At 44.7% G+C, this 23,306-nt stretch carries 20 protein-coding genes; 4 read left to right on the forward strand and 16 right to left on the reverse strand.

The window, feature by feature from the left end; translation table 11 throughout:
• Window positions 1-33: 33 nt before the first annotated feature.
• From KTG12_RS01685 to KTG12_RS01710, 6 genes are all read right to left on the reverse strand, one after another.
• Entirely contained in the window at window positions 34-2,730 is a 2,697-nt protein-coding gene (locus tag KTG12_RS01685; RefSeq protein ID WP_216945404.1) for a sugar-binding domain-containing protein, read from the reverse strand.
• Window positions 2,731-2,874: 144 nt separating this feature from the next.
• On the reverse strand, window positions 2,875-4,254 hold the full coding sequence (locus KTG12_RS01690; protein ID WP_005634366.1) for an FAD-dependent oxidoreductase: 1,380 nt from the start codon (window positions 4,252-4,254) through the stop codon (window positions 2,875-2,877).
• A gap of 12 nt (window positions 4,255-4,266) precedes the next feature.
• Window positions 4,267-5,748: a RagB/SusD family nutrient uptake outer membrane protein gene (locus tag KTG12_RS01695; protein ID WP_022322378.1), complete on the reverse strand. Its 1,482-nt coding sequence runs from the start codon at window positions 5,746-5,748 to the stop codon at window positions 4,267-4,269.
• Window positions 5,749-5,765: 17 nt separating this feature from the next.
• The gene (locus KTG12_RS01700; protein ID WP_229032835.1) at window positions 5,766-9,077 is read right to left on the reverse strand and encodes a TonB-dependent receptor; all 3,312 of its coding nucleotides are present in this window, start codon (window positions 9,075-9,077) and stop codon (window positions 5,766-5,768) included.
• Window positions 9,078-9,289: 212 nt separating this feature from the next.
• Window positions 9,290-10,231, reverse strand: coding sequence for a FecR family protein (locus tag KTG12_RS01705; RefSeq protein WP_122115649.1), 942 nt, complete (start codon window positions 10,229-10,231; stop codon window positions 9,290-9,292).
• Between the two features lie 214 nt (window positions 10,232-10,445).
• A complete protein-coding gene (locus KTG12_RS01710) occupies window positions 10,446-11,015 on the reverse strand; it encodes an RNA polymerase sigma-70 factor (protein WP_036658189.1) in 570 nt (189 codons plus the stop codon).
• A 154-nt stretch (window positions 11,016-11,169) separates the two neighbouring features.
• Here KTG12_RS01710 and KTG12_RS01715 point away from each other — a divergent pair, with 154 nt between their 5' ends.
• Both KTG12_RS01715 and KTG12_RS01720 read left to right on the forward strand, forming a co-directional pair.
• Complete coding sequence (locus tag KTG12_RS01715) at window positions 11,170-11,388, forward strand: hypothetical protein (protein WP_122115648.1); 219 nt, start codon at window positions 11,170-11,172, stop codon at window positions 11,386-11,388.
• Between the two features lie 23 nt (window positions 11,389-11,411).
• Entirely contained in the window at window positions 11,412-13,619 is a 2,208-nt protein-coding gene (locus KTG12_RS01720; protein ID WP_155143440.1) for a GH92 family glycosyl hydrolase, read from the forward strand.
• Window positions 13,620-13,744: 125 nt separating this feature from the next.
• Here the strand turns inward: KTG12_RS01720 and KTG12_RS01725 are convergent, their stop codons facing one another.
• From KTG12_RS01725 to KTG12_RS01735, 3 genes are read right to left on the reverse strand one after another with little or no spacing between them, the layout of a single operon-like run.
• Window positions 13,745-14,500, reverse strand: a complete 756-nt coding sequence (locus KTG12_RS01725; protein WP_046451589.1) for a biotin--[acetyl-CoA-carboxylase] ligase — start codon at window positions 14,498-14,500, stop codon at window positions 13,745-13,747.
• Entirely contained in the window at window positions 14,493-14,849 is a 357-nt protein-coding gene (locus tag KTG12_RS01730; RefSeq protein ID WP_005634389.1) for an MmcQ/YjbR family DNA-binding protein, read from the reverse strand. The genes KTG12_RS01725 and KTG12_RS01730 overlap by 8 nt, the downstream gene beginning before the upstream one ends.
• A gap of 13 nt (window positions 14,850-14,862) precedes the next feature.
• Window positions 14,863-15,231: a YraN family protein gene (locus KTG12_RS01735; protein ID WP_005634391.1), complete on the reverse strand. Its 369-nt coding sequence runs from the start codon at window positions 15,229-15,231 to the stop codon at window positions 14,863-14,865.
• Between the two features lie 69 nt (window positions 15,232-15,300).
• On the opposite strand from KTG12_RS01735, the gene KTG12_RS01740 reads away from it, so the two are divergent.
• Together KTG12_RS01740 and KTG12_RS01745 are read left to right on the forward strand one after the other, a co-directional pair.
• Window positions 15,301-15,528 (forward strand): hypothetical protein, encoded by a 228-nt coding sequence (locus KTG12_RS01740; RefSeq protein ID WP_005644624.1) that lies wholly within the window; start codon window positions 15,301-15,303, stop codon window positions 15,526-15,528.
• Window positions 15,528-15,968, forward strand: a complete 441-nt coding sequence (locus tag KTG12_RS01745; RefSeq protein ID WP_370853086.1) for a nucleoside deaminase — start codon at window positions 15,528-15,530, stop codon at window positions 15,966-15,968. The genes KTG12_RS01740 and KTG12_RS01745 overlap by 1 nt, the downstream gene beginning before the upstream one ends.
• Window positions 15,969-15,973: 5 nt before the next feature.
• On the opposite strand, the gene KTG12_RS01750 is transcribed toward KTG12_RS01745, so the two are convergent.
• The 7 genes from KTG12_RS01750 to porV form a co-directional block, all read right to left on the reverse strand.
• Window positions 15,974-16,240 (reverse strand): DUF4834 family protein, encoded by a 267-nt coding sequence (locus tag KTG12_RS01750; RefSeq protein WP_119215905.1) that lies wholly within the window; start codon window positions 16,238-16,240, stop codon window positions 15,974-15,976.
• Window positions 16,241-16,292: 52 nt separating this feature from the next.
• On the reverse strand, window positions 16,293-16,997 hold the full coding sequence (locus KTG12_RS01755; RefSeq protein WP_005644626.1) for a phosphatidylcholine/phosphatidylserine synthase: 705 nt from the start codon (window positions 16,995-16,997) through the stop codon (window positions 16,293-16,295).
• A 9-nt stretch (window positions 16,998-17,006) separates the two neighbouring features.
• On the reverse strand, window positions 17,007-17,669 hold the full coding sequence (locus tag KTG12_RS01760) for a phosphatidylserine decarboxylase family protein (RefSeq protein ID WP_005634404.1): 663 nt from the start codon (window positions 17,667-17,669) through the stop codon (window positions 17,007-17,009).
• A gap of 72 nt (window positions 17,670-17,741) precedes the next feature.
• Window positions 17,742-20,969: an exodeoxyribonuclease V subunit beta gene (locus KTG12_RS01765; RefSeq protein ID WP_119215906.1), complete on the reverse strand. Its 3,228-nt coding sequence runs from the start codon at window positions 20,967-20,969 to the stop codon at window positions 17,742-17,744.
• Window positions 20,970-20,973: 4 nt separating this feature from the next.
• Window positions 20,974-21,318, reverse strand: a complete 345-nt coding sequence (locus KTG12_RS01770) for a translation initiation factor (protein ID WP_005634407.1) — start codon at window positions 21,316-21,318, stop codon at window positions 20,974-20,976.
• 199 nt (window positions 21,319-21,517) lie between these two features.
• Complete coding sequence (gene ispF, locus KTG12_RS01775) at window positions 21,518-21,994, reverse strand: 2-C-methyl-D-erythritol 2,4-cyclodiphosphate synthase (protein WP_005634408.1); 477 nt, start codon at window positions 21,992-21,994, stop codon at window positions 21,518-21,520.
• 26 nt (window positions 21,995-22,020) lie between these two features.
• Complete coding sequence (gene porV, locus KTG12_RS01780) at window positions 22,021-23,184, reverse strand: type IX secretion system outer membrane channel protein PorV (protein WP_022322231.1); 1,164 nt, start codon at window positions 23,182-23,184, stop codon at window positions 22,021-22,023.
• Window positions 23,185-23,306: the final 122 nt, after the last annotated feature.

Here is a 23,306-nt window from a genome sequence, read left to right on the forward strand (position 1 = left end):
CCTTTACCCTATAATTCAGTATAATATGAACTATTACAACTTATATTTTTTCTGCTGTACATTCCATCCGCCGACAGTTAATGAAAACTCGCCTTCTGTAACTTTATCCACAGATGTATCAATAAGTACCTGCTTCGTTTCACCTGGCAACAACGAGAAAAAATTATCCGTATAGAACGAAGGGCGAACAGGCTTGCCCGCTTTATCCAGAAATTGAAGTTGCGTAAAGAAAGCAATCCGGGAAGAAGTATTCTTCAACGAAACTTCAATATAATACCGCCCATCAACTTCTTTCGTTTTGTACTTCGTCTGAAGCCGGGCCGTTGGCATATCATTCAGAGATTCAAAACCGGAAGAGGTTGGTCCTGTTAAGATTTCCTTTCCTTCATAAGCGGCATTGGAACGCCAATAGAACGTAGACGCTACTTCTTTTCCCTTTTCATCCGACAAACCAAGCCGGATAAAATGCACAGGGGTTATATCTGATGGAAAATCGATTTTAAACAAATCATTCAGCACCTCATCTTCACCGATATCAATCCGTTGAGAGTAAGAAAAGACCTTCTTGCTATTCAAATCATATACATCAGCCTTGACCTTGTAATTTTTAAAAGACCGATAATAATCATTACATACCGAAACCATATTCTTCAAATAATCAAACTGCGCATGTAAAGGCTCCAATGCATTCTGAGTATGATATAGTGAAGCCGTCGGTTCCAACGACCAATCCCACATACGGGCACATACCTGGCGTACCGGACAATTATGATACCAGAATAATAACCCTGAACAATAGCGATCCCCATAGTCCAGCTTATTATAATTCCAAACCTCCCAAATTGTCTTTGAATTCATTGCTCCTACCAACTGGCCTTTTTTAGCAAACTCTTCTATCGACTGCGAGGTTCCGTAATTATTGACAAGATCTTTATACATAGTGGACATTAAATGGAAGCCTCCCCCATCGTGATAATCCCAGACCTCTTTATTGATCGGCCATAAATCTTTCTCATCCATCACCTCCCGTAAAGTTTCAAGGGTCGGCAACGTTGGCGCTCCATACTCTGGGTTAAAACCATCCACACGGCTTCCACGTGGCGAGGCCGTATTCTCATAATGCTGCATCGGATTCACTTGCTTGTAGGGACTGCAATCATGCACACCATCACATTCCGATTGCATCTGATAACCGCGTGTACCATCCAATTTCATAATCAGATCTTTTGCACCCACCACTTCCGTACTTTCATTAGAAGAAACATAATAAGCCAGGGAAGGATGATTCCGTAAACGTTTTACCGTCGATTCCAGATTTGCCAAATAAAGAGCCTGGTCGTGTGGATGTTTCGTATCGCCTGTCAACCAAAATTCCTGCCAAACCAACAGTCCCATTTCGTCACACAATTGGAAAAAGTAGTCGGATTCTGCAATACCGCCTCCCCACATACGCACCAAATTAACGCCGGATTGTTTGGTATAGCGCAATTCTGCATAAGTACGTTCATCCGAATGCCGCAACATTCCTTCCGGTATCCAGTTCGTTCCCCGGATAAAGATCTTCTTGCCATTGACATAAAACTGACGGGATTTGTCTGGTGTATTCTGATCCGATGTAATTTCGCGAATACCAAAACGAGTCTTCAACGAATCCGAAACTTGCCCTTTAACAGAAACTGTCATCTTCAATTCATACAAATCCGGTTTACCTTTAAACAACGGCCACCACAACCGAAGATTATCAATTTTCAACTGCGGAAATTCTTCAGGCGTAAAGACTATTTCACGAGTTTCTCCACAAAAAAGGCTTATCTCTTTTGAAAAACGAATATTTTCACCTGTTATTTCACCAGCAACGACACATTTGACCGACCCCGTCGTCGGATTAATAACCTCGACAGAGACAGTCTCCTCGGCTTTATCATATCCAGGCTTGGCAAGTTCAGAACGAATAAACGGATTGCGGATCGCAGCTTTGTCAGTAGCATACAACGATATGCTTTTCCAAATGCCGGTATTCCGGTCACGTATACCGTCCAAGAAAGTAAAGTCCCAACCGACAGACATCAGCATCGTCGTGTTCAGCCCTATATTCCCGTCACCACCGTTATGAAATTCTCCTACAGCTCCCCACTGTTTTTGTTTGACGGTTCCAGACATATCGACCGGATAGACTTTTACTGCCAAAGCGTTCGTTTCGCCTACTCGGGCGAACTCTGTTATATCCACATAATCCTGAATAAACATGCCGGAAATATTACTCAGCAAATGACCGTTTACCCAGACTTCCGCCCGATAATTGATCCCGTCCAACTGTAACCAAATGACTTTCCCCTTATAATCAGCAGGAACGACGAAATCGGTACGAAACCAATAAGTATAAAAATCACGTCCGACAACAGACAAATCCGGAATGATATTGCTCGTCAGTTTATTATTCAATCCATAATAAGGTTCGGGATACACTTTGTTATATACGAGAGAATTTAGCACAGTACCCGGAACAATTGCCGGCATCCAGTCACCCGTCTTATATCCGGGCTTCGACACGGCTTCCGCACAGGCTGTAACATCTCCTGCTTTTTTCATTTTCCAAAGGAATGCACCTTGGTGTCCATCTTTTGAATCCAGATAAATCCTATCGGGATTACGATAATAATTCGCATCTTGTCCCCATACAAAGGAACAGCCTACAATACATAAAAATAGAATCAGAACGATTTGCTTCATATTTATTAGCAATAGTCAAATTAAAACTTTAAAACAGAATGTACACAATATTTCATCTACATATATACCCGCTATAGGACATAATATACCCGTCTGCCGATTCCTTGTTTAAACCAGAAAATAACAGACGAGTATCCATTTACATCAGATCAACTGACCTACTTCTTTCAATCGTTTCCTCAACTTTTGAATATCAACATTATGTATATCAGGAGATTTGGATTTACAAATCTGACCGGCAGCAACACCAACTGCTTCACCTGTTACAAGCGACGGTGGCATCACACGCAGACTACCATGAGCATAAGAATCCGTCGAGATACAACGTCCTGCAACCATTACATTTTTCAAACCCGCAGGAGTCAGACAACTAAAGGGGATTCCATGAGATTCTCCTTTCTTATAGCGAGGATACACGGTTGCATCCTGTTTATGGACATCAATATAATAACAGTTACGTCCGATACTGTCCTCAAACTCCTTACGAGCGAGCCAATCTTCCAATGTGAATGTATAATCGCATTTTATCCGGCGACTTTCCCTGATTCCCATCAAATTAGCCGTACTTGCCAAAAAAGAAGCACCAAATGACTTTGGTTCAAACTCGACCAATCCTTCATGTAACTGTCTTACCAATTTACGTCCTTTTATCATTGCTTCAGTCAAAGATACTGGATCTGTACTATCAACAGTCACATGACCGGCATTGAATCCTAAGATACCCGGTCCGATTAACTTGTCATTCATGTGCTTATCTTTCACCAATGGGTATTTAGGGTTACCATAAATAGAATGAATCGGACCATCCTTCCGATTAGTATGGACATTTCCTATTAAAGAAAACTCATAAGGGTCGACATTCGACAAGGTAAAGCACAAAGTACCTTCTTGAACGGAACCACTCTCATCTCCTATTACAAAATCAGCACCAGCCCAAGCCGCAAGATCACCATCGCCTGTACAATCAATATATACTTTAGCTTTGTAAGTTGACAATCCTGCTTTATTAGCAACAACTATTGCATCGACAACCCCCTTACGTTTCATTTCGACAGCAGCCATTGTTGTGAAAAAAAGAACAGATACGCCCTCAGAGGTTACCAAATCGTCATACACGACTTTCAGATATTCACCATTTATAGGCACCCAATTATCATAATGAATATGAGGAACGCCTTTCTTTGACTCGGAAAAAACCCGTTCCGCAATTCCTTTATAAATAATCTTCTCACCATCCGTAAAAGGGCACCACGCATTCAGTAAGCCAGAAGTCCCCATTCCACCTAAGGCTCCAGTTCCTTCCATTAACAAAGTTTTGGCACCTTCGCGTGCCGCAGCCGTAGCCGCAGCACATCCCGAAGGTCCTCCCCCCACAACTATTACGTCCCACCCATCATATACCGGTATTTTCGATTTTCCCGGCAAACTGTTACTTTGAGGAGTTTCTGCAGCAAAAGATGTTCCCACTGCTACAGATGCCAAACCTAAAGAACTTATGTTTCTGATAAAACTTCTTCTCTTCATATAATACTTAATTTACCATCCCAGAGTTTGCTCTAATAACTTATTTGCATCCAATTCTGTCACAGGTATAGGCAACAGATAATGTTTTTCCTCTACCACAGCACCAATAGTCGGATTCTGCGCCATCATGGCTTCCTTCAATTTATGCGTACGTACCAAATCAAAACGACGTTGTCCTTCAAATGCAAATTCTTTACGACGTTCCAAAAGAATTATATCCAAGAAATCTTCTTTACTCAATCCTAGCTTAATATCAATAGCAGAAGCCTCGTTCATATTAAGTCCAAAAGCCCTACGACGTATGACATTTAAGCACTCATACGCCTCTGCATCAGAAGTATTTATTGCATTCAAGGCTTCCGCACGCATTAGATAGACGTCCGAATAACGCAATATCGGATAATTATTTTCTCCTCCTTGAGATCTTACGGCCAACGGCGAAGGATCCTGAAATTTATTTACATAACAAGGAAACTCATAATTGGAAGACATATTCGGATACTCTTCCTTCGTATAAAGACGCACATTTACATCCCGACGCAAATCACCTTCCTCGTAACATTCATAATGATTACGTGTCACTGGATCATCTCCATATCCGACCCAACCATTTATATTGACAAACGGAGGACGATAATATCCGTTGTAATTACTACCCGACACACCCGGAGTATTCCGCTTATACTGGATTTCAAATATAGATTCCTGTCCATTTTCTTTTTCCACATCAAAATTATCAGCATAATTCTTCCATAATTTATATCCCATCTGCATCACTTCCGACGTCTCCTTCACTACATTCTGATAATCTTCACGGGTCAAATAAACTTTTGCCAACATAGCAGAGGCGGACCCTTTTGTTGCCCGTCCTAAATATCCCTCTGGAAGTTGCCCGATAGCAGGAAGAACAGATTTTGCTTCTTGCAAATCCGAGATAATCTGTTCATAACATTCGTCAACTGTATTCCGGGGAACTTCTAAGCCATCCAACGAAGTGGTTTGCTTCAATACTAAAGGGACTCCTCCATATATGCGAACCAAATTAAAATAGGCCAACGCCCGCAGGAACTTAGCTTCTCCGATCAGCCGCTTCCTGACATCATCTCTTATCTGTTCGCTCCCCATATTCGAAATATTTTCTATCGCGAAGTTAGAGCGGTTAACTGCCACATAGTGCTTAATCCAAACGGAGTAAACTAAATTCGTATTCCCATCATACTCAAATTTATCTAAAGCATTTTTGTCCAGGTTAGTCGTCGTGCGCCCACCACTCCACTCGCAATCATCAGTACCCTGACTCTGCAATACTTCCCAAAACTGGTTATAAATATCATTATCGGTAAAAACCGAATACGTTCCATAAACAGCAGCTGTTGCATCCTCTTCGGATTTAAAGAAGTTTTCAGGACTCAGATTAGACTCCGGTATCAGATTCATATCCGTACATGAGTTCATCATGACCGAACTCAATATTATAAATGCTATTTTTTTCATAAACTACTTAGACTCTTTTAGAATTTAACATTCAAACCAAACAATACTGACTTTGCAAACGGATAAGAGAATGCATCATATCCGGCTCCCAAGTTATCCTGACCATATTTGCTGACTTCCGGATTATCACCAGAATAGCTTGTTATCGTAAAGAAATTCTGCAAAGAAGCATACACCCGTAATCCCGATACATACTTTGTAAAACTCAAAAATTCAGTAGGCACATTATAACCTAACGTGATATTTTGGAAACGCAGATAAGAACCGTTTTCCACATATTGATTGGAAACACGCATTACAGCCTTTGAACGGAGTGGACGTGGCAACGGAGCATTTTGATTATCAGGCGTCCAATAATTCATCGTTGAAGCAAACATATTTGTTGATCCCTGCATATTCTCCATAGTAACTCTCGTACCGTTATAAACGTCATTTCCGATCGTGAAAATCGTATTTACATTCAAATCAAAATTTTTGTAAGAGAACGTGTTATTGAATCCTCCAAAAAGCTTTGGCTGTGCACAACCGATAATCGTACGATCAAGATCGTTGATCACTCCGTCAGGAACACCATCCGGGCCACTAATATCTTTATAGCGGATATCGCCAGGTTTAGCTGTCGGCTGCGCAGAAGATGCTATGTCATCCGTCGTACTGAAAAGTCCGTCATACACATATCCGTAGAACGTTCCTAAAGGCTGTCCGACCTGTATGATACGCCCCAAATGTATTCCGGTTTCATCCTGGCCTGGCTGACTCGGATAAATAAATGAGACATCACCCAAATCCAATACTTTATTCTTGTTATAAGTAAGGTTCAAACTCGTATTCCAAGTGAAATCACCTTCTATCGGCGTCGCATTGATCGCTAATTCAAAACCTTTATTTTCGACTTCTCCAATATTTTTCAGACCGGAAGAGAAACCTGAAGACCCCGGTACTTTCACTTTCAACAACAGATCACGGGTTTTCTTGTAATAACCATCAATAACTACAGTCAAACGATTATTAAAGAAGCCGAAATCGATACCGGCATCGAACTGGGCAGTTGTTTCCCACTTCAGGTTCGTATTGGCAACTTGCGACGGATAATAGCCAGTCACCTTATCTCCACCTGCCACATAACCATTCGAACCCAACAAAGCATACGCAGGGTAAGTACCAATTCCATCTTGGTTACCTGTGATACCGAAACTTACACGAGGTTTCAAATTACTAAAGATATTCAAGTCTTTAATAAAAGATTCCTCAGAAGCTCTCCATGCCAAAGCAGCAGAAGGGAAATACCCCCAGCGGTTATCCGAACCGAAACGGGATGAACCGTCTGCACGGATAGAAGCAGTCAACAAGTATTTATTATTCACTGTGTAGTTAACACGAGCCAGGTAAGAATTCAAAGCCCATTTCTTAACTTCAGATCCAGGAGCCGTATAAGTCGTCCCCGATCCTAAATTATTCATCTGCAAATTATCATTCAAGAAACCATAAGAACCGGCATTAAAACCATCATAGGCCGATTGCTGTTGCGTATATCCGACCATACCCGTAAAAGAGTGTACACCCCATGTATTCGTATAAGTTAGGATATTTTCGTTAATCCACGTATAAGTGTTATTCGAGATTTTCTTGGCTTCTCCATTCTTTTGGCTACCGGAATAAACAGAACGGGGATTATAACTTTTGTTGGTGGCATAATCGATATCAATACCAAAAGAAGATTTGAACTTCAGTCCTTTAATTATATTCCACTCAACAAATGCGTTGTTTAATGATCGGAAATTGGTATGCCAATCCACCTTTTCGTTTATAACTCCAACCGGGTTGTCAAATGTAATGACGCCATTATTGTCACTAAACGTATAACTTCCGTCATCTTGCATCACAGGCAAATTCGGTGGCGTAGTCAAACGGGACTGCAAAACAGAATTTCCAACACGGTTATTGTCGACTTTCGTCATCGTCAGACTTAATCCCAGATTTATCGTTGAAGAGATCTTATGATCAATATTGGCTCGGAAAGCATATTTTTTCATTTCAGATGCTTTGATTACTCCTTCCTGGTTGAAGTAATTGAAAGAAGTCAAGAAAGTCGTTTTATCATTACCACCGGAAACCGTCAACTGGTAGTTTTGTGTCAGGGCATTCTTATTGGATGTCAAATCCTGCCAATCCGTCGTAGCTGGAGTCAGACTTTCATCATAAATTGCTGCCCCACCGGAATTTACCAATGCCTCATTTGCCAGTTTCTCAAATGAACGGGAATCCAGCAAGTCATATTTCTTATAGATATTCTGAATGCCCCAGTAGGCGTCAAACGCAACAGAGGTTTTTCCACTTTTACCTTTTTTGGTTGTTACTATGATAACACCGTTAGCACCACGGGAACCGTAAATAGCTGTCGAAGAAGCATCTTTCAGAACTTCTATCGATTCAATATCCGATGTCGGGATCGAGTTCAGCGGGCTTAATGCCGTCTGGCTTGCATCCGCACTCGGATAAACAGGCATACCATCAATGATATACAACGGTTCGTTACCGCCGGAAATAGAGTTACCTCCACGGATACGGACAGTAGAACTTGCACCCGGCATTCCTGAATTCTGTACCATATACAAACCGGACGTACGTCCCTGCAACATCTGGTCTACGGATTTCACGCTGATTCCCTGCACCTTATCAACTTGAATGGAACCGACAGCACCGGTCAAGTCGCTTTTCTTTACCGAACCGTAACCGATCACAACCACTTCTTCCAAATTCTGGGTATCTTCGGATAAGATAATCTTCAAAACAGACTGGCTACCTACAGGCACTTCCTTAGTCAGATAACCGATGTAAGACACGACTAACGTTGCAGTAGGCTTGTCCAACGCTAAGGTAAACTTACCATCGACATCCGTCACTGTTCCGACTGATTCTGAACCTTTTTCGATCACGTTGGCACCAATAATAGGCTCACCATTGATATCCGTAATCACACCACTAACCGTTTTACCCTGCTGTGCTGACAAAGGGATTGTAGTCGTCGTTCCACCTGCGGACAGTAATATATATGAACCATCGACAGAATATTTCACATCCGTTCCGGCGAACAGATTTGCCAAGACTTCCTCCAGAGAGGCTTTCTTCAAATTAACAGACACTTTTCTGTCCACATTCACAAACTTGTTGTAAATAAACAGATAATCAGTTTGTTTCTCAATATCGTTCAACACATTCTCAAGTTCGGTGTTACTTCTTTTGATCGTAACATTTACATTCTGAGAACTGGAGTTTTCTGCGTGCATGCAAAAAATGAACACGAATAATAACAAAGTGGTTATTCTCATGACTCTAAAAAATTGTTTACATCGAGATCTTTTTACAGAATAAGACATCGACAAAGATTTTTTATTCATATCTTTGGAAATAAAGTTTATTAATACAGTTAAATAATTGTGTTAAGCTATGCCGATAAGTGTGGGGACACTTGTCGGCATTTTTCTCAATAAAAGGTTAACCTTTCTCCTTTATCATAGGCATTATCTTTTAAGATTAGACATTACTTTATATAGATGACCGATTCATCTTTATTCCGTTCAAACGTATATTTGGCATCTTTTTGCAGAATACGCAGTGCCTTGTCTATACCGTCCGATATCCGGAATTTACCACTACAGATATAATCGGCTAATTTAGGGTTCTCTATAATAATATGTATACCGTAGCATTTTTCAAAACGAGACATCAACTCCTTAAAATGCATACTCTTAAAACAAATTAATCCCTCTTTCCAGCGAAAAGGATCAAAATCCGCAATCGGCTTCGACTGCAAATGTCCGTTGATCCAAGAAACCTGTTGATTAGGTGCCAAGACCAAGCTCTCCGACGGCTTCTTCTTATCCGACACCCGTACCGAACCTTCCATCAGCGACGTGCAGAAATCCTCAGAGTCGCTGTACGCTTCCACGTTGAATTTTGTCCCTAACACCTCGACATTACATTTGTCCGTCCGGACGACAAAAGGTTTGCCACCCTTGTGAGTCACCTCGAAATAAGCCTCGCCATCCAGGGATATCTCCCGCTTATTGCCTGTAAAGGCGGCAGGGTAGCGCATTTCAGAACGGGCATTCAGCCAGACGTTCGTGCCGTCCGGCAAAGTCAGGTTGGCACGCTGGCCGGCGGGAACCGTGATCGTATTCATTGCCTCGCCTATCTTCCGGATTTCCGACTTATAGAAATACGTTCCGCAGGCGATGGTAATGGCAAACACAGCAGCAATCTTCATGGCTTCGAACAAGACAGTCCGGTAAAAAGGACGGGATTTCTTTTCCGTCCCAGCCGACTTCGTGCTACCCGACAGAATCATCGCATCGAAAAACTCTCGTTCTCTGAAAAGCATTTGCTCGTTTTCGGGAGAGGATTCCAGCCAGATACGGACAGCTTCTTTCTCTTCACGAGAAGCTTTTCCGTCAAAGAATTTATACAGTGTTTCTTTTTCCATTTTTTCCGTTTCTGTTTATAAAGCAAATAAGCAGGAAATATCCCTAACGGAAAAGGGATTTTTTTTGAGAAAAAGTTTCAACCAGACACCATGCACTTGGAATTTGCCCGTCATTTTTGCTTATTTATCGCCAGATATCGAAAATTTTTCACGCCAGTCGGACTTTTGTCGACAACCGTCAGCAGACTTGCCGACAATTATCGACAGGCAAGTATCAGCAAAAGAATTTTGGCAGGAAAGCCAGTAAAGGGAAATAATCTTTTAAAGCTACACGCAAGACTTTCAAAGCCTTGGTAATGTGGAACTCCACCGTTTTCGTCGAGATACCCAAGGCTACCGCGATCTCCTTATGGCTTTGGTTGTTGTAGCGGCTGCGGACAAAGATGTCACGTGTCTGTTCGGGTAATGTTTCCAACGCCTTATCGACAAGCGACTGCAACTCGTCGGAGAACAGTTTTTCAGGATTACAAGCTTCGAGGGTAGCGATGCGCAGATTCAGTTCCCAAGTGTCACAATCCTTCAAATACTCGACTATCTCTTCCCGCGTACGCAAACGTTGCAGGTAATTCAGGCATTTGTGCTTGATAACGGTCAGGATATAGGCCGGGACATTCGAGTCAGATGCAAGTTTTCCCCTATTTTCCCAATAATACATCAGGCTTTCGATCGCAATATCTTCCGCAACCATACTGTCGCCTACATATGTGTTGGCAAAATGGACAAAACGACCTTTATAGTCAGTAAACAACTGATTAAAAGAATATATCTCGGATCCGCCTTTCATACATATAGAATCAAATCGCCGATAAAGATATACATAAATCCGGCTTGTCCACCTTTCTTGTAGGATTTTCCAGCATTTATCCATTAAATAGAAACAAAGGCAAACATAAATCATATTTTTTCTCTAAATTTGTATTTAAAATACGAGAGATTCGATGAAGAAAGTAAACATAACAACCGCAGTTCTATTGATTTACCTGATCGTTATGAGCATAATCGGTTGGCCTGGCAAACAAGCCGATCCTGATTATGTACAGTATTTCGGGGTGATCGCGGCGACTGTTCTTGTTATCGGCCTATTGCGTTTCCTGCAGATCAAACGACTGAAGATTCGAGACAAGATGAAAGACGAAAAAAGGAATAACGAAGTTTAATTGCAAATATAAAATTCTAATTCATGAAGGACCTTGTGATCGGACTGTCCCTGTTTGGGATGGTCAGTGCGTGCAGCCCTGCACCCCAAACAAAAGACAATGTCGAGGAAGACTATTGCCAGTATGTTAATCCCTTTATCGGGAATGCGGACAACGGACACACGTTTCCGGGTGCTTGTGCGCCGTTCGGACTGATACAGGCAAGCCCCGAATCCGGAGTTGGCTCTTGGAGATACTGTTCGGGATATAATTATGAAGATAACTTTATCGAAGGTTTCGCTCAAACGCATCTGAACGGAACGGGTTGTCCGGACTTGGGCGACATCCTGCTGTTCCCGTTCAGCGGCGATATAAAAGACAATACTTATAAAAGCGAATACGACAAATCCACCCAGAAAGCATCACCGGGTTATTATGCGGTCACCTTATCCGACTACGGTGTCGATGCAGAAATTACGGCAACTGCCCACACTGCTCTCCATCGCTATAAATTCAACAACGAAGGGCCGGCACGTCTGCTGGTCGACCTGCAACGCGGTATGGTCGGAAGCAAAGATGCGCTGAAGACACATGTCTTAGAAGCCGAGCTTGAAATGCCGGACAACCAGACGATCACTGGACATAACCAAACTCGTGCTTGGGTGACACGCCATTATTTCTATGTAATCAAATTCGACCATCCTTATACGGTCAAGGAAGAACTCCCGGTGGAGAAAGGAGAAAAGGCGAAACGCCTGATACTAGAATTCGACACGAAACCAGGTGAAGCCGTACAGGTGAAAGTTGCCATGTCGAGCGTAAGTGTCGACGGAGCTCTCGCCTCCTTGCAAAAAGAAAATCCGGCATGGGATTTCGATGCTGTCCATCAGTCCACACGCGGCCAGTGGCAGGCACTCCTTTCCCGCGCACAAGTTACAGGTACGACGGATGAAAAGACAAGTTTCTACACCTCCATGTATCACTTGATGATGCAACCGAACAATATTGCCGACATTGACGGACGGTATCGCGGTATCGATGACAATATTCATACGTCTCCGACAGGCGAATACTATTCTACGTTCTCACTTTGGGATACCTATCGCGCCGCTCATCCGCTATACACGATTCTGAACCCGGACAAGGTAGACGCCATGATCCAGACAATGCTGGATCACCAGAAGATACAAGGTTTTCTCCCGATCTGGGCTTTGTGGGGAAAAGAGAACTTCTGCATGATCGGCAATCACGCCATTCCAGTGATCGTGGATGCTTATTTGAAAGGATTCAAGGGGTTCGATGCAGAAGAGGCTTACCAGGCAGTCAAAGCGAGCGCTACCGTCAGCCATTTTAACTCCGACTGGGAAACATTCGAGAAATACGGTTATTTCCCGTTCGACATCATCGACACCGAATCGGTTTCCAAAACCTTGGAATGTGCTTACGACGACTATTGTGTAGCCCAGATGGCAAAAGCGTTAGGCAAGACGGAAGATTACGAACGTTTCTCCAAACGTGCCGCCTTCTATAAGAACCTCTTCGATCCGGAACTCAAGCTAATGAGAGGAAAAGATTCCAAAGGCAACTGGCGTACGCCGTTCAATTCCTTCCTGCTCTCACACGCCAGTTCTTCGGGCGGCGATTTCACGGAAGGCAATTCTTGGCAGTACACTTGGCATGTACAGCACGATGTACAAGGCCTGATCGACCTGATGGGTGGCAACGAGGCTTTCGTGACCAAACTCGACTCATTGTTCTTCCTCGAAAGCACGGCTGAAAACACCGGTTTCGTTTCCGACGTAACCGGCCTGATCGGACAATATGCACACGGCAACGAGCCCAGCCATCATGTAGCTTACCTTTACAGCTATGCCGGTCATCCGGAAAAGACGCAGCAGGTGATCCGCGAAGTCTTCGACCGTTTCTACCTGGCCAAACCGGACGGCCTGTGCGGTAACGACGACTGCGGCCAGATGTCCGCCTGGTATATCTTCTCGGCTATGGGCTTCTATCCGGTCAACCCGATCAGCGGGGAATATGTTTTAGGCGCTCCTCAGATAGAAAAGATTTCCCTATCTCTCCCCGAAGGCAAAACATTCACTGTCGAAGCCAAAGGTTTGTCCAAAACCAACAAATACGTCAAATCAGTAGAACTGAACGGAAAGCCGGTCACAGGTCTTACAATCAGCCACAAAGATGTCATGAATGGCGGGAACCTGGTGTTTACAATGACAGACCAACCAGGAAGATAATAAGATTCAGAACAGTGTGTCAAAATGTACTTGTTCCCGCGTCAAGTTCGGGAACAAGTACATTTTGACATACTGCCCTAAATTATGCCAATCAGCAAACCGAATTCAGTCTTGCATACTTTCTCTTATCTGGGGACAACGGTTGTTACCTCCTTGAAGGCATACCTTCGCCGCTCCCCATCGCGCAATTGGAGGATCAGATGGCCGGTCGGCTCGATGGCATGGATACGGGCTTCGAAAGAGCCGTTTTCATCAATATAGAAATAATAACCGTCACCATGATATAAGGCCGCCATATAGGCAGCTCGGATTTCTTCCTCCTTCTCCTGTAATAATAGGAAATAGTAGTTAAAGAAGATACGCAGGAAGCAGGCCAATACATCTTCCCGGTCATACGTCTTACCTGTAATCTGAGTCAGGGATATGGGATTGGGGGCATCACTACGGAATATTTCCTGGTTGATATTAAGCCCGATACCGACTACCGAACAATAGAGATGCTGCCCGGACAGATCATTCTCGATCAGCATTCCGCATATCTTACGATCTTTCCAGTAAATATCGTTCGGCCATTTTACCGTGACGGAATCCGTGTACTTCTCCAACGTTTCCTTCACACTCAGGGAAGCAATCTGGGAAATCAGGAATTGTCGGTTCGCAGGAAGAAAATCAGGATATAAAAGAATACTGAACATCAAATTTTTCCCAGCTTCCGACTCCCATGAGTTTCCGACCTGCCCCTTTCCGGCTGTTTGAAAATCGGCTATGACGAGGCTACCTTCCGGCAACCTGGCTTTTGCACTTTGTTCCCGCAGGTAGTTATTGGTCGAATCTGTCTCGACAAGCCGGATGATCTTCGGAGTTTCGTTTTTGTCATTCATTTTCGTAAGCTTCTCTTATTTTCTTCGGTAATTTGGCGATCACCTCGCGATAAGAATGATGGATCCAGTGCTTGATCTCGCTGTCCGGCATATCCCGGTCAAGGTAGATGGTGTTCCAGTATTTCTTGTTAAAATGCCAAGCACCTTCCACTGCCGTATATCGTTCGCGCAGATCCTCGACATAATCGGTGCTGCATTTCAGTGACACACACGGTTCCACGGCATCCAGAGGCAGGAGCAAAAACATCTTCCCCTCCACTTTGAACACCAGTGAAACATCATCGAAAGGGAAACACTCCGTCACATTCTTCAGCGACAGGCAATATTCCCTGGCTTCTTCTATATTCATACTGTTCTTTGTTTTATTTGCGGCAAGGAGCATAGAAAGCATCTTCTATATGATCTATTTCAGACTCCTCTCCTTTTTTGATTACGGTTATGATGTCAAAACGGACCGGTAGTTCAAGATTGAAAAAGCGGACATACGCATCGGCTGCCGCCACGATACGGCGGATTTTAGGAGCATCGACCGCATCTTCCGGCGCCAAAAGATAATCATCCGAACGCGTTTTCACCTCTACCACAACCAGCCAGGTATCTTTGACTGCTACGATGTCCAGCTCATAATGATGCCAATGCCAGTTCGTATGGGTAATCTTGTAGCCCTGCTTTTCCAGAAAAGCACGTGCAACCGACTCACCGTCTTTTCCTGTTTCGTTCCGTTTAGCCATTCCATGTAATTTGCACAAATATACTGTTTTTCTTTTTTATTTGCGCTTTCCCCCTTACATTTGCAAACTATGACACTGAAACGTAAATATTCATCTCCACAGCCGAATCACCCACGCGTGCACAAGGTCACTTTCATGCTCAACGACGATGAGCAGAAGGCAGTGGAACGTTATCTTGCCAGGTATAAAATCATCAACAAATCCCGTTGGTACCGTGAGACAATCCTGTCCCACATACTTAAAACCCTAGAAGAGGACTATCCTACCCTCTTCAATGAAAACGAAATGAGAAGATGATGGATCCATTCAACGACGAATATTTCATGAAGCAGGCACTAGTAGAAGCCCGCTCAGCAGCCGAAGAGGGAGAAGTTCCCGTCGGTGCCGTTATCGTATGTAATAACCAGATCATAGCCCGCGCCCACAACCAGACGGAACGTCTGAACGACCCAACCGCCCATGCCGAGATGTTAGCGATAACGGCGGCAGTCGGCGTCTTAGGAGCCAAGTATCTGACCGGATGCAGCCTTTACGTGACGGTGGAACCATGCGTGATGTGTGCCGGAGCAATCGGATGGTCGCAACTAAGCAAGATCGTCTACGGAGCGACAGACGAAAAAAGAGGCTTCCAGCAATACGCACCGAAAGCCTTACATCCAAAAGCGACAGTCAAAAAAGGGGTTCTTGAAAACGAATGCGCCGAAGAAATGCGCAAATTCTTTCAGCGCAAGCGCTGAACAACTTATTTCACTTCCTCGTAATCCACATACTCTCCTTCATCTTTTGCAAAGATCTTTTTACGGGAGGCCTGCGAGGCATATTCTTCGCGTGCAGAGCTGTTGCTGCGCGCGTCGGAAGAGTAACCGCTTGTTTGACGGCGTTGTTCACCCTTCTTTCCACTACTTCCGCTTCCGAACAGGATATTTTTAAAGGTACGCAAGATAGAGAATCCCATTAGAAAAACTAACAGGATAAAGAAGAAGAACATAACAAACAAAAACTTAAACATATTCCGTCACTTAGTTGGTTTATTACAAAAACACAAAGATACGAACTCTTGTTTACCTTCTTTTGTTAAAAAAAGACAAGGTTATATAGAGAATGACTGTTCCGGCAATGCCCAGAACACCAAAGAGAGTCACAAAGACCACCGCCCCGGCCACTAAAATATAGCGTAACTCATTGCCTTTCCATGCCAACGACTTTACTTTCAATGAGAACATCGGAACTTCAGATACCAGCAAAGACGAAAACAGGATCGCCGCAACTATCGTTCCGGCAATAAACCCGATGCTGTCCACTGGTACGGCAGAATGGAACGCATAGCCGATAGACGCCCAGAAAAGAGCATGGGCCGGGACAGGCATACCGATAAAAGAAGTCGTCTGCCTTTCATCGATATTGAACTTGGCGAGACGCAACCCGGAAAAGACCGGTATCACCAAAGCCATATACGGAACATAGCCTGCCGCCTCTCCCAAAACAGGAGCCGTCATACAAGCCTGCTCCAACAACCAATAAACGATCATTCCAGGAGCGACACCGAAACTTACCATATCAGAAAGAGAATCCAATTCTTTCCCCATCGGAGAGTAGGCGTGCAGGGAACGGGCGGCAAAACCGTCACCAAAATCGAAAACAGCCGCAATGACAATCCACAAGGTCGCCATCGGCAAGTTTCCCCTTAACGCCATAATGCAAGCGATACAACCAGATATCAGGCTGCAGCAGGTAACAAAATTAGGTATACTATTCTTGATGCTCATTTATTTCTCTTATTTTCCCAAACGGGCTATCGGAGTCTGGTTACCGGTAACCTTCTGATCCATTTCGACCAGGACTTCCGTCCCGACAGGCAGGTAAACATCTACACGCGAACCAAACTTGATAAACCCCATCTGTTCGTCCACATGGCACTTATCACCGACTTTGGCATAGGTCACGATACGTCGTGCCAACGCACCTGCAATCTGGCGTGCCAATACATCCACCCCGTTACGGGTTGTAATGACAACAGCCGAACGCTCGTTCTCCGTGCTGCTCTTCGGCAAGTAGGCGGCACGGAAACGCCCGTTCTGATGTGATACATGCTTGACAGTCCCATTCACCGGGAACCAATTGGCATGTACATTAAAAACGGACATGAATATGGATATCTGCAAGCATTCCCTGTGCAGGATTTCATTCTCCATCACTTCCTCAATCGCCACAATCGTACCATCGGCAGGGGCGATCACCAATCCTTCCGAATCGAACGGGAAACGACGGAACGGGCTACGGAAGAAGTTAAGTACCAACAAGAACAGGACTGTGGTGACGAAAGTCGTGGTATAGAACACCCAACCTCTACCGACAGTATGATACAGCGCAACGTCCACGACAAAGAATATCGTGAAAAGCGTTAATAATAGACCTGTTCCTTCTTTATGTACTTTCATTCTTTAATCTAATCGAGTATTTATCGTAAGAATTTGCAAAAATATTCATTTTTACCGAATAACAAAAATATATCACCCTTTCACCGCTTCTATTTTATTTAATTCAACATACCAAAGGAAACCTTCAACCTCGTCATAACCCATTTGCCGGATCAGTTTCAGGTAGTTCCTTACCTGACTATGATAGCGTTGGTCGGCATGTTCCCCAAACTTATAGTCGACCACGACCACACGGTTTCCGGTAATCATTACACGGTCCGGACGCTTGGACAGCCCTTTTCCGAACAGGATGTCGACCTCGTTCAACACACGTGCCGTACCGTCATACCAAGAAGCAGCTTCCGGCAGGTTCAACAACTCTTCGAGGCGTGCGACAAGTGCTATCGCTTCCTCTTTGTCGATCACCCCTTCCTGATGGTATCGTTCGACCGACTGCGGAATATCCTTCCGGGTACGGATACGGCTCAACACCTCGTGCATCAAAGCCCCATGTTTCCGGCGGGCATTATCGAAGAAATAGCCTTTGCCATGCAGACGTAACTGCAAACGGTCGTCCGGAGAGATGGAACTAAGGCGTGCCATCCCGATCTCCTGAATGTCCCCATTCTCCTCCTTTGCAACCGGATGCCACCAGTCGCCCAACTCGAAAACGCCCGTTTCGGTATCGAAAGCGGCAGGTAACGAGATCAGCTTCTCACCCTCCCGTGTATCAGGCATATCCGTGCGCAGACCAGCCCACAAGGCATCGGTCAAAGTCGAAATCTTTTCCACTTCACCAGTTGCATCCTTCATCTTCTTCGGGCGCGGAGAGAATACAATCAACTCATCTTTCGAACGAGTAAAAGCGACATATAAAGTATTCAGGTTATCAATAAAGGCATGCAAGCGTTCCTTAAAGTAATCGCCTGCAAAAATCGTCTTTCCCAACGACTGGCCGTAGCGCACGGGAACCAGATGCAGGCGATCAAACGGCTTCTCTTCCGGATGGCACCAGAGGATGACTGGTTTTGTCGGTTTATGGTCGATCTCCCAATCCCCGAAAGGGATGATTACGACTTTAAAGCCCAACCCCTTCGACTTATGAACCGTGAGGATACGGATCGCATTCTGTCCGTCCGGTGTGGCAATTGTTTTCCGGCAGCCCGTTTCGTCCCACCATTTCAGGAAACGGTTCAGGTCTGCGCTCTCCTTCTGGGTATATTCGGACACCATATCCAAGAAAGCCTGGACAAAAACCTGCTCATTTTCGGGAAAGTCGTCGGCAAAAAGGCGGAACAGACCTTCCGTTATTTCATAGAGGGACTGGCGGGAAAGGATTTGCAGGACAGAGACGACTTCCGGTGGAAAAGCCGGAGTTTCGACACCAAATCTCCCTTTCAACACTTGATAGGAATATAAAGCGATCTGCCCGTTCGTCCGGTCTTCGGGGTTCTTCAGGTAACGCAACAAAGAAACCATGAAACGGACTGCCGTCGAACCACTGACAAACAGAGCCTCATCCGAAATAATATCGTAGTTGTAGCGGTTGGAAGGATGCTCTTCCTTATAAGCCAGTAAAGTATCTGCCACCTGTGCCCCTTCCTGATTGGTGCGAACAAGGATAGCAATGTCTTTTAGCGCATATCCGTTATCCTGCAATTTCTCCAACACGCCGGGCAAACGTCCGAGAGCTTCCTCTTTCCAATCTTTCTCATTATCTCCGGAGAGAAATTCAATCCGTACATGCCCGTCTTTCTGCATGAAAGGGGGAGGAACCTGTTGGAAACTTTTATCATAGGCGGACATGATCTTAGTGAAAAAAGCCGCTCGTTGTTCCTCGCTTAGGGAAGAGACGGACAGCGCTTCATTATAGACAGCCTGCAGAACACCCGGAAGTGTCGTAAAAAGGGCATTGTTAAACTCCACGATATTCCGGCAACTACGCCAGTTATCCTTTAGCGTCTCTTCATGGATTTCTTCGGAGGAAAAGTCGGCTTGTACCTGTTCGTCCAGCAACTTCCAGTCCGAGTTACGGAAACGGTAGATACTTTGCTTCACATCTCCTACGATCAAATTATCCCGGCTATGTGCAAGGCTCTCTTCGATCAACGGACGGAAATTATTCCACTGCATTCCGCTGGTGTCCTGAAACTCATCTATCATATAATGGTCGACATGTGTACCGGTTTTTTCATAGATGAAAGGAGCATCGCTGCCTTCGATCACCTTACTGAGCAATTCGGTCGTGTCGGCAATCAACATCACATTTTTTTCTTCCCGATAAGCGGCTATCTGGCGGGACACATCGGTCAGGATCCCCAACGTATAATAATAACGGACAATTTCACGAGCAGTATTATAGGCAGTCAGATTACCGAACAGGGAAATAATTCCTTTGATGCAATCGTTCAAACCATCCTCAAAGGCACATCCGATGATCTGTCGGGTACCGAGCGAAACCGTTTTCGTGAAACAGCCGTCCAGATTATCCGCCAAACCGATAAAAGTAGCGGACGGCTCTTTCATCTCTCCCTGCACCAGACGGTCGAGAAGCGTCAGAGGCGAACGGCTGCCCCCTTTAAAATCGGTGACTTTAAGCCCATATTTATTCAGGATCGCCAGGCCGCGTTCTCCCAATTCTTTAGCGGTCGCTTCTACCGAACGGATGATGCCGTACAGCTCGTTCTTGTAGTCTTCCAGCGCTTTCTTGTCCTCTATATCCCGGCCGACCGCTTCACTGAAAGCCTTATAGCTCTCCTTGAAGACCTCACGGCTCAGGGCCATAATATCTTTACGCAGGTTCCATTCCCCTCCGCTCTCTATCTTATCCTCCGCAAACCGGAGCAGCCAGCCTAACAAGTCCTTGCTTTCAGGCTTTTCGAGATCCGACAACAGATTATCGATTGCTGTTGTGAGCACCAGCTCCTGGTCCATCTCGATCCCATAACCACCTTGTAAACCAATCTCGCGTGTAAAGGCACGCATGGTCTGCTGAAAAAAGCGATCGATCGTACTAATATTGAAAGCAGAATAATCGTGTAGGATATCGATCAATATTTTAGCCGCCTGCTTTCGCACCTGGACCTCCGTCAACGAATAAGTGGACTTCAGCAATTCCACATAATCCGATTTCCTTCCGGAAGCCAAGTTGTACAGTTCGTCGACAATACGTGTCTTCATCTCGTCTGTCGCCTTGTTCGTAAAGGTCACGGCAAGGATACGGCGAAAAGCGCCCGGTCCCGTAAACAGTAAAGTCAGATATTCACCGGTCAGCTTGTGCGTTTTCCCGGCTCCGGCGGAAGCTCTGTAGACTGTCAGCATACGATCAGATTATACGACTTTTGACATAGCCTTCTTTTTGTAATATTTCCAGCACTTTAGGACGCAGGTCACCCTGTACGATGATTTCCCCGTCTTTAGCCGAGCCACCGACACCGCATTTCACTTTCAAAAATTTTCCAAGTGCTTCCAAATCGCCGGTCGTTCCCCGGAAACCGGTTACCAATGTCACGGCCTTGCCGCCCCGGTTCCGCTTATCCAAAGCAATGCGCAGCAGCTGCTTCTCTTTCGGAAGCGTTTCTTCTTCCTCTTCGTCTCCTGTATTATATTGAAAATCCGGGTTCGTAGAATACATGATCCCCAGACGGTCCTTCCAATCGTTACTCTTCATATTTCATCTTTTCTTTATGGGGTCAAATCTACAAATTAACGGCGGGATAAACAAGATACAACATTAGTTTCACTTTGTTACCCGTAAGTGAAACCCTTGTTTCATGTAAGAGAAAATAAATTATCCCTTACATAAAAATAAATTTTCACCCAAGGGGAACTTCTAAAACTATTATAGATAAAGACCTGGAAGCGGTAGACTATTTCTGTATCAGCACCGTTGCATATGCAGCTATTCCCTCCTGTCGTCCGGTAAAGCCTAACTTCTCGGTTGTCGTCGCCTTGATGGAGATATCTTCTACATCCACTTGGAGGACGTCAGCCATCACCCGTTTCATTTCGGGAATATGTGGATTCAGTTTCGGACGTTCGGCGGCGACAGTCGCATCTATATTACCCAATGTATATCCGGCATCACGAAGCAATTCCATTGTATCGAACAACAGGATCTTGCTGTCGATGTCCTTATATTCACCTGCCGTATCGGGGAAATGATAACCGATATCACGCATATTAGCTGCGCCCAACAGGGCATCACAAATAGCATGAATCAAGACATCCGCATCACTATGCCCTTGCAGGCCCATCGTATGCTCTATTTTCACTCCGCCCAGCCACAAATCACGCTCCGGAACCAATGCATGCACATCATATCCAAACCCAACCCGCACTTTCATCACTTTCAACTTTTAACTTTCAACTTTCATCTGAACAAGTTCTTGATCCCGTCCATATCAAAAGACAGGGAGAAACGAAGTGTCTGGTCCAACGGGTTCTGCGGAACCGTACTAATCAGATAAGCAGCATCCAACTGGAACACGCTCATACGGAAACCGGCACCTACAGAAAAGTATTTACGGTTACCGACATTCGCATTCTCGTAAAAGTAACCACCACGGACGAAAAACTGCTGGTTATAACTATACTCGGCTCCGACCGAAACCATGATCTCTTTCAGCAGGCCGTTAGGTGAATCGGTAAAAGACTTCAACATACCGGAAAGGCTCGACCATGATTTATAGTCGTCCACACGCGTCTGGTAATCGGCATCAGTCTCTCCTTCTTCCTTTTGCGGAGCATACGGGACCATGTATTTGTTCAGGTCCAGATAAACACCGATCTGGTTGTAATCGTCAATCGGATAAAGCAAACCGGTCCCCAACGTCAGCTTTGCCGGAAGGTACTGGTTCGTATTACCCCCGTCATACGAGATCTTACTCCCTATATTCGACAGGTTGAAACCAAAGCTCCACAATGCCTCGGCATTACCCATCAGCACATATTTTTCCAGATAACCGGAAATATCGGCAGAAAAAGCATTGCCCGCATTGCTTTCGTCATTCTGGTCCGTCCCCATATCCGAACGGATGTAACGCAAGGTTACCGCCATTGAATAGGACTCGGACAGCTTGCGACTATAAGCCACGTCGAACGCCATCTCATACGGGTTCAAACCATAAGGGACATCCCCGATGTTCTCCCATATATTCACTTCACCTAACGAGAAATAACGCAAAGATGCACTGATAGCCTGTAAATCGCTATTTCCTAATTTGTAGTAACCGGTCATATTCACCAAGGCCACATCATTGACCAATTTACGCAACCACGGCGTATATGACAAACTGACTCCCGCCTTACTTCCCATAAAAGCATATTTGGCAGCATTCCAATACTGCGAGTTGATGTCCGGCAAAGTCGCCGCGCCCATGTCTCCCATACCGCCGCCTCGTGCATCCGGAGCGATGTTCAACGAAGGAACCGCCATTTGGAGCAAAGAAGGATTATCCTGTCCCCAAATCATCGCAACCGAAGCGAAGAAGTTAAGTATTATAACGAGTACACCGATTCTGAATTTACTTATCATATGTCTATCCTTAAATTTATTTTCCGATTCAGTAGGGACGATTCACGAACCGCTCCTACTGCATTATAAACTGAATAATCCGAACTTTATTGTATGCTCAAATAAAATTCCTACTTTTGTCT

This window comes from Parabacteroides sp. MSK.9.14 (assembly GCF_019041495.1).
GTDB classification, from domain to species: Bacteria; Bacteroidota; Bacteroidia; order Bacteroidales; family Tannerellaceae; genus Parabacteroides; species Parabacteroides merdae.

Excerpts from the sequence above, each read along its gene's own strand:
- KTG12_RS01685 (WP_216945404.1), bottom strand. The coding sequence starts at position 2,730 with ATGAAGCAAATCGTTCTGATTCTATTTTTATGTATTGTAGGCTGTTCC.
- KTG12_RS01690 (WP_005634366.1), bottom strand. The coding sequence starts at position 4,254 with ATGAAGAGAAGAAGTTTTATCAGAAACATAAGTTCTTTAGGTTTGGCA.
- KTG12_RS01695 (WP_022322378.1), bottom strand. The coding sequence starts at position 5,748 with ATGAAAAAAATAGCATTTATAATATTGAGTTCGGTCATGATGAACTCA.
- KTG12_RS01700 (WP_229032835.1), bottom strand. The coding sequence starts at position 9,077 with ATGAGAATAACCACTTTGTTATTATTCGTGTTCATTTTTTGCATGCAC.
- KTG12_RS01705 (WP_122115649.1), bottom strand. The coding sequence starts at position 10,231 with ATGGAAAAAGAAACACTGTATAAATTCTTTGACGGAAAAGCTTCTCGT.
- KTG12_RS01710 (WP_036658189.1), bottom strand. The coding sequence starts at position 11,015 with ATGAAAGGCGGATCCGAGATATATTCTTTTAATCAGTTGTTTACTGAC.
- KTG12_RS01715 (WP_122115648.1), top strand. The coding sequence starts at position 11,170 with ATGAAGAAAGTAAACATAACAACCGCAGTTCTATTGATTTACCTGATC.
- KTG12_RS01720 (WP_155143440.1), top strand. The coding sequence starts at position 11,412 with ATGAAGGACCTTGTGATCGGACTGTCCCTGTTTGGGATGGTCAGTGCG.
- KTG12_RS01725 (WP_046451589.1), bottom strand. The coding sequence starts at position 14,500 with ATGAATGACAAAAACGAAACTCCGAAGATCATCCGGCTTGTCGAGACA.
- KTG12_RS01730 (WP_005634389.1), bottom strand. The coding sequence starts at position 14,849 with ATGAATATAGAAGAAGCCAGGGAATATTGCCTGTCGCTGAAGAATGTG.
- KTG12_RS01735 (WP_005634391.1), bottom strand. The coding sequence starts at position 15,231 with ATGGCTAAACGGAACGAAACAGGAAAAGACGGTGAGTCGGTTGCACGT.
- KTG12_RS01740 (WP_005644624.1), top strand. The coding sequence starts at position 15,301 with ATGACACTGAAACGTAAATATTCATCTCCACAGCCGAATCACCCACGC.
- KTG12_RS01745 (WP_370853086.1), top strand. The coding sequence starts at position 15,528 with ATGGATCCATTCAACGACGAATATTTCATGAAGCAGGCACTAGTAGAA.
- KTG12_RS01750 (WP_119215905.1), bottom strand. The coding sequence starts at position 16,240 with ATGTTTAAGTTTTTGTTTGTTATGTTCTTCTTCTTTATCCTGTTAGTT.
- KTG12_RS01755 (WP_005644626.1), bottom strand. The coding sequence starts at position 16,997 with ATGAGCATCAAGAATAGTATACCTAATTTTGTTACCTGCTGCAGCCTG.
- KTG12_RS01760 (WP_005634404.1), bottom strand. The coding sequence starts at position 17,669 with ATGAAAGTACATAAAGAAGGAACAGGTCTATTATTAACGCTTTTCACG.
- KTG12_RS01765 (WP_119215906.1), bottom strand. The coding sequence starts at position 20,969 with ATGCTGACAGTCTACAGAGCTTCCGCCGGAGCCGGGAAAACGCACAAG.
- KTG12_RS01770 (WP_005634407.1), bottom strand. The coding sequence starts at position 21,318 with ATGAAGAGTAACGATTGGAAGGACCGTCTGGGGATCATGTATTCTACG.
- ispF (WP_005634408.1), bottom strand. The coding sequence starts at position 21,994 with ATGAAAGTGCGGGTTGGGTTTGGATATGATGTGCATGCATTGGTTCCG.
- porV (WP_022322231.1), bottom strand. The coding sequence starts at position 23,184 with ATGATAAGTAAATTCAGAATCGGTGTACTCGTTATAATACTTAACTTC.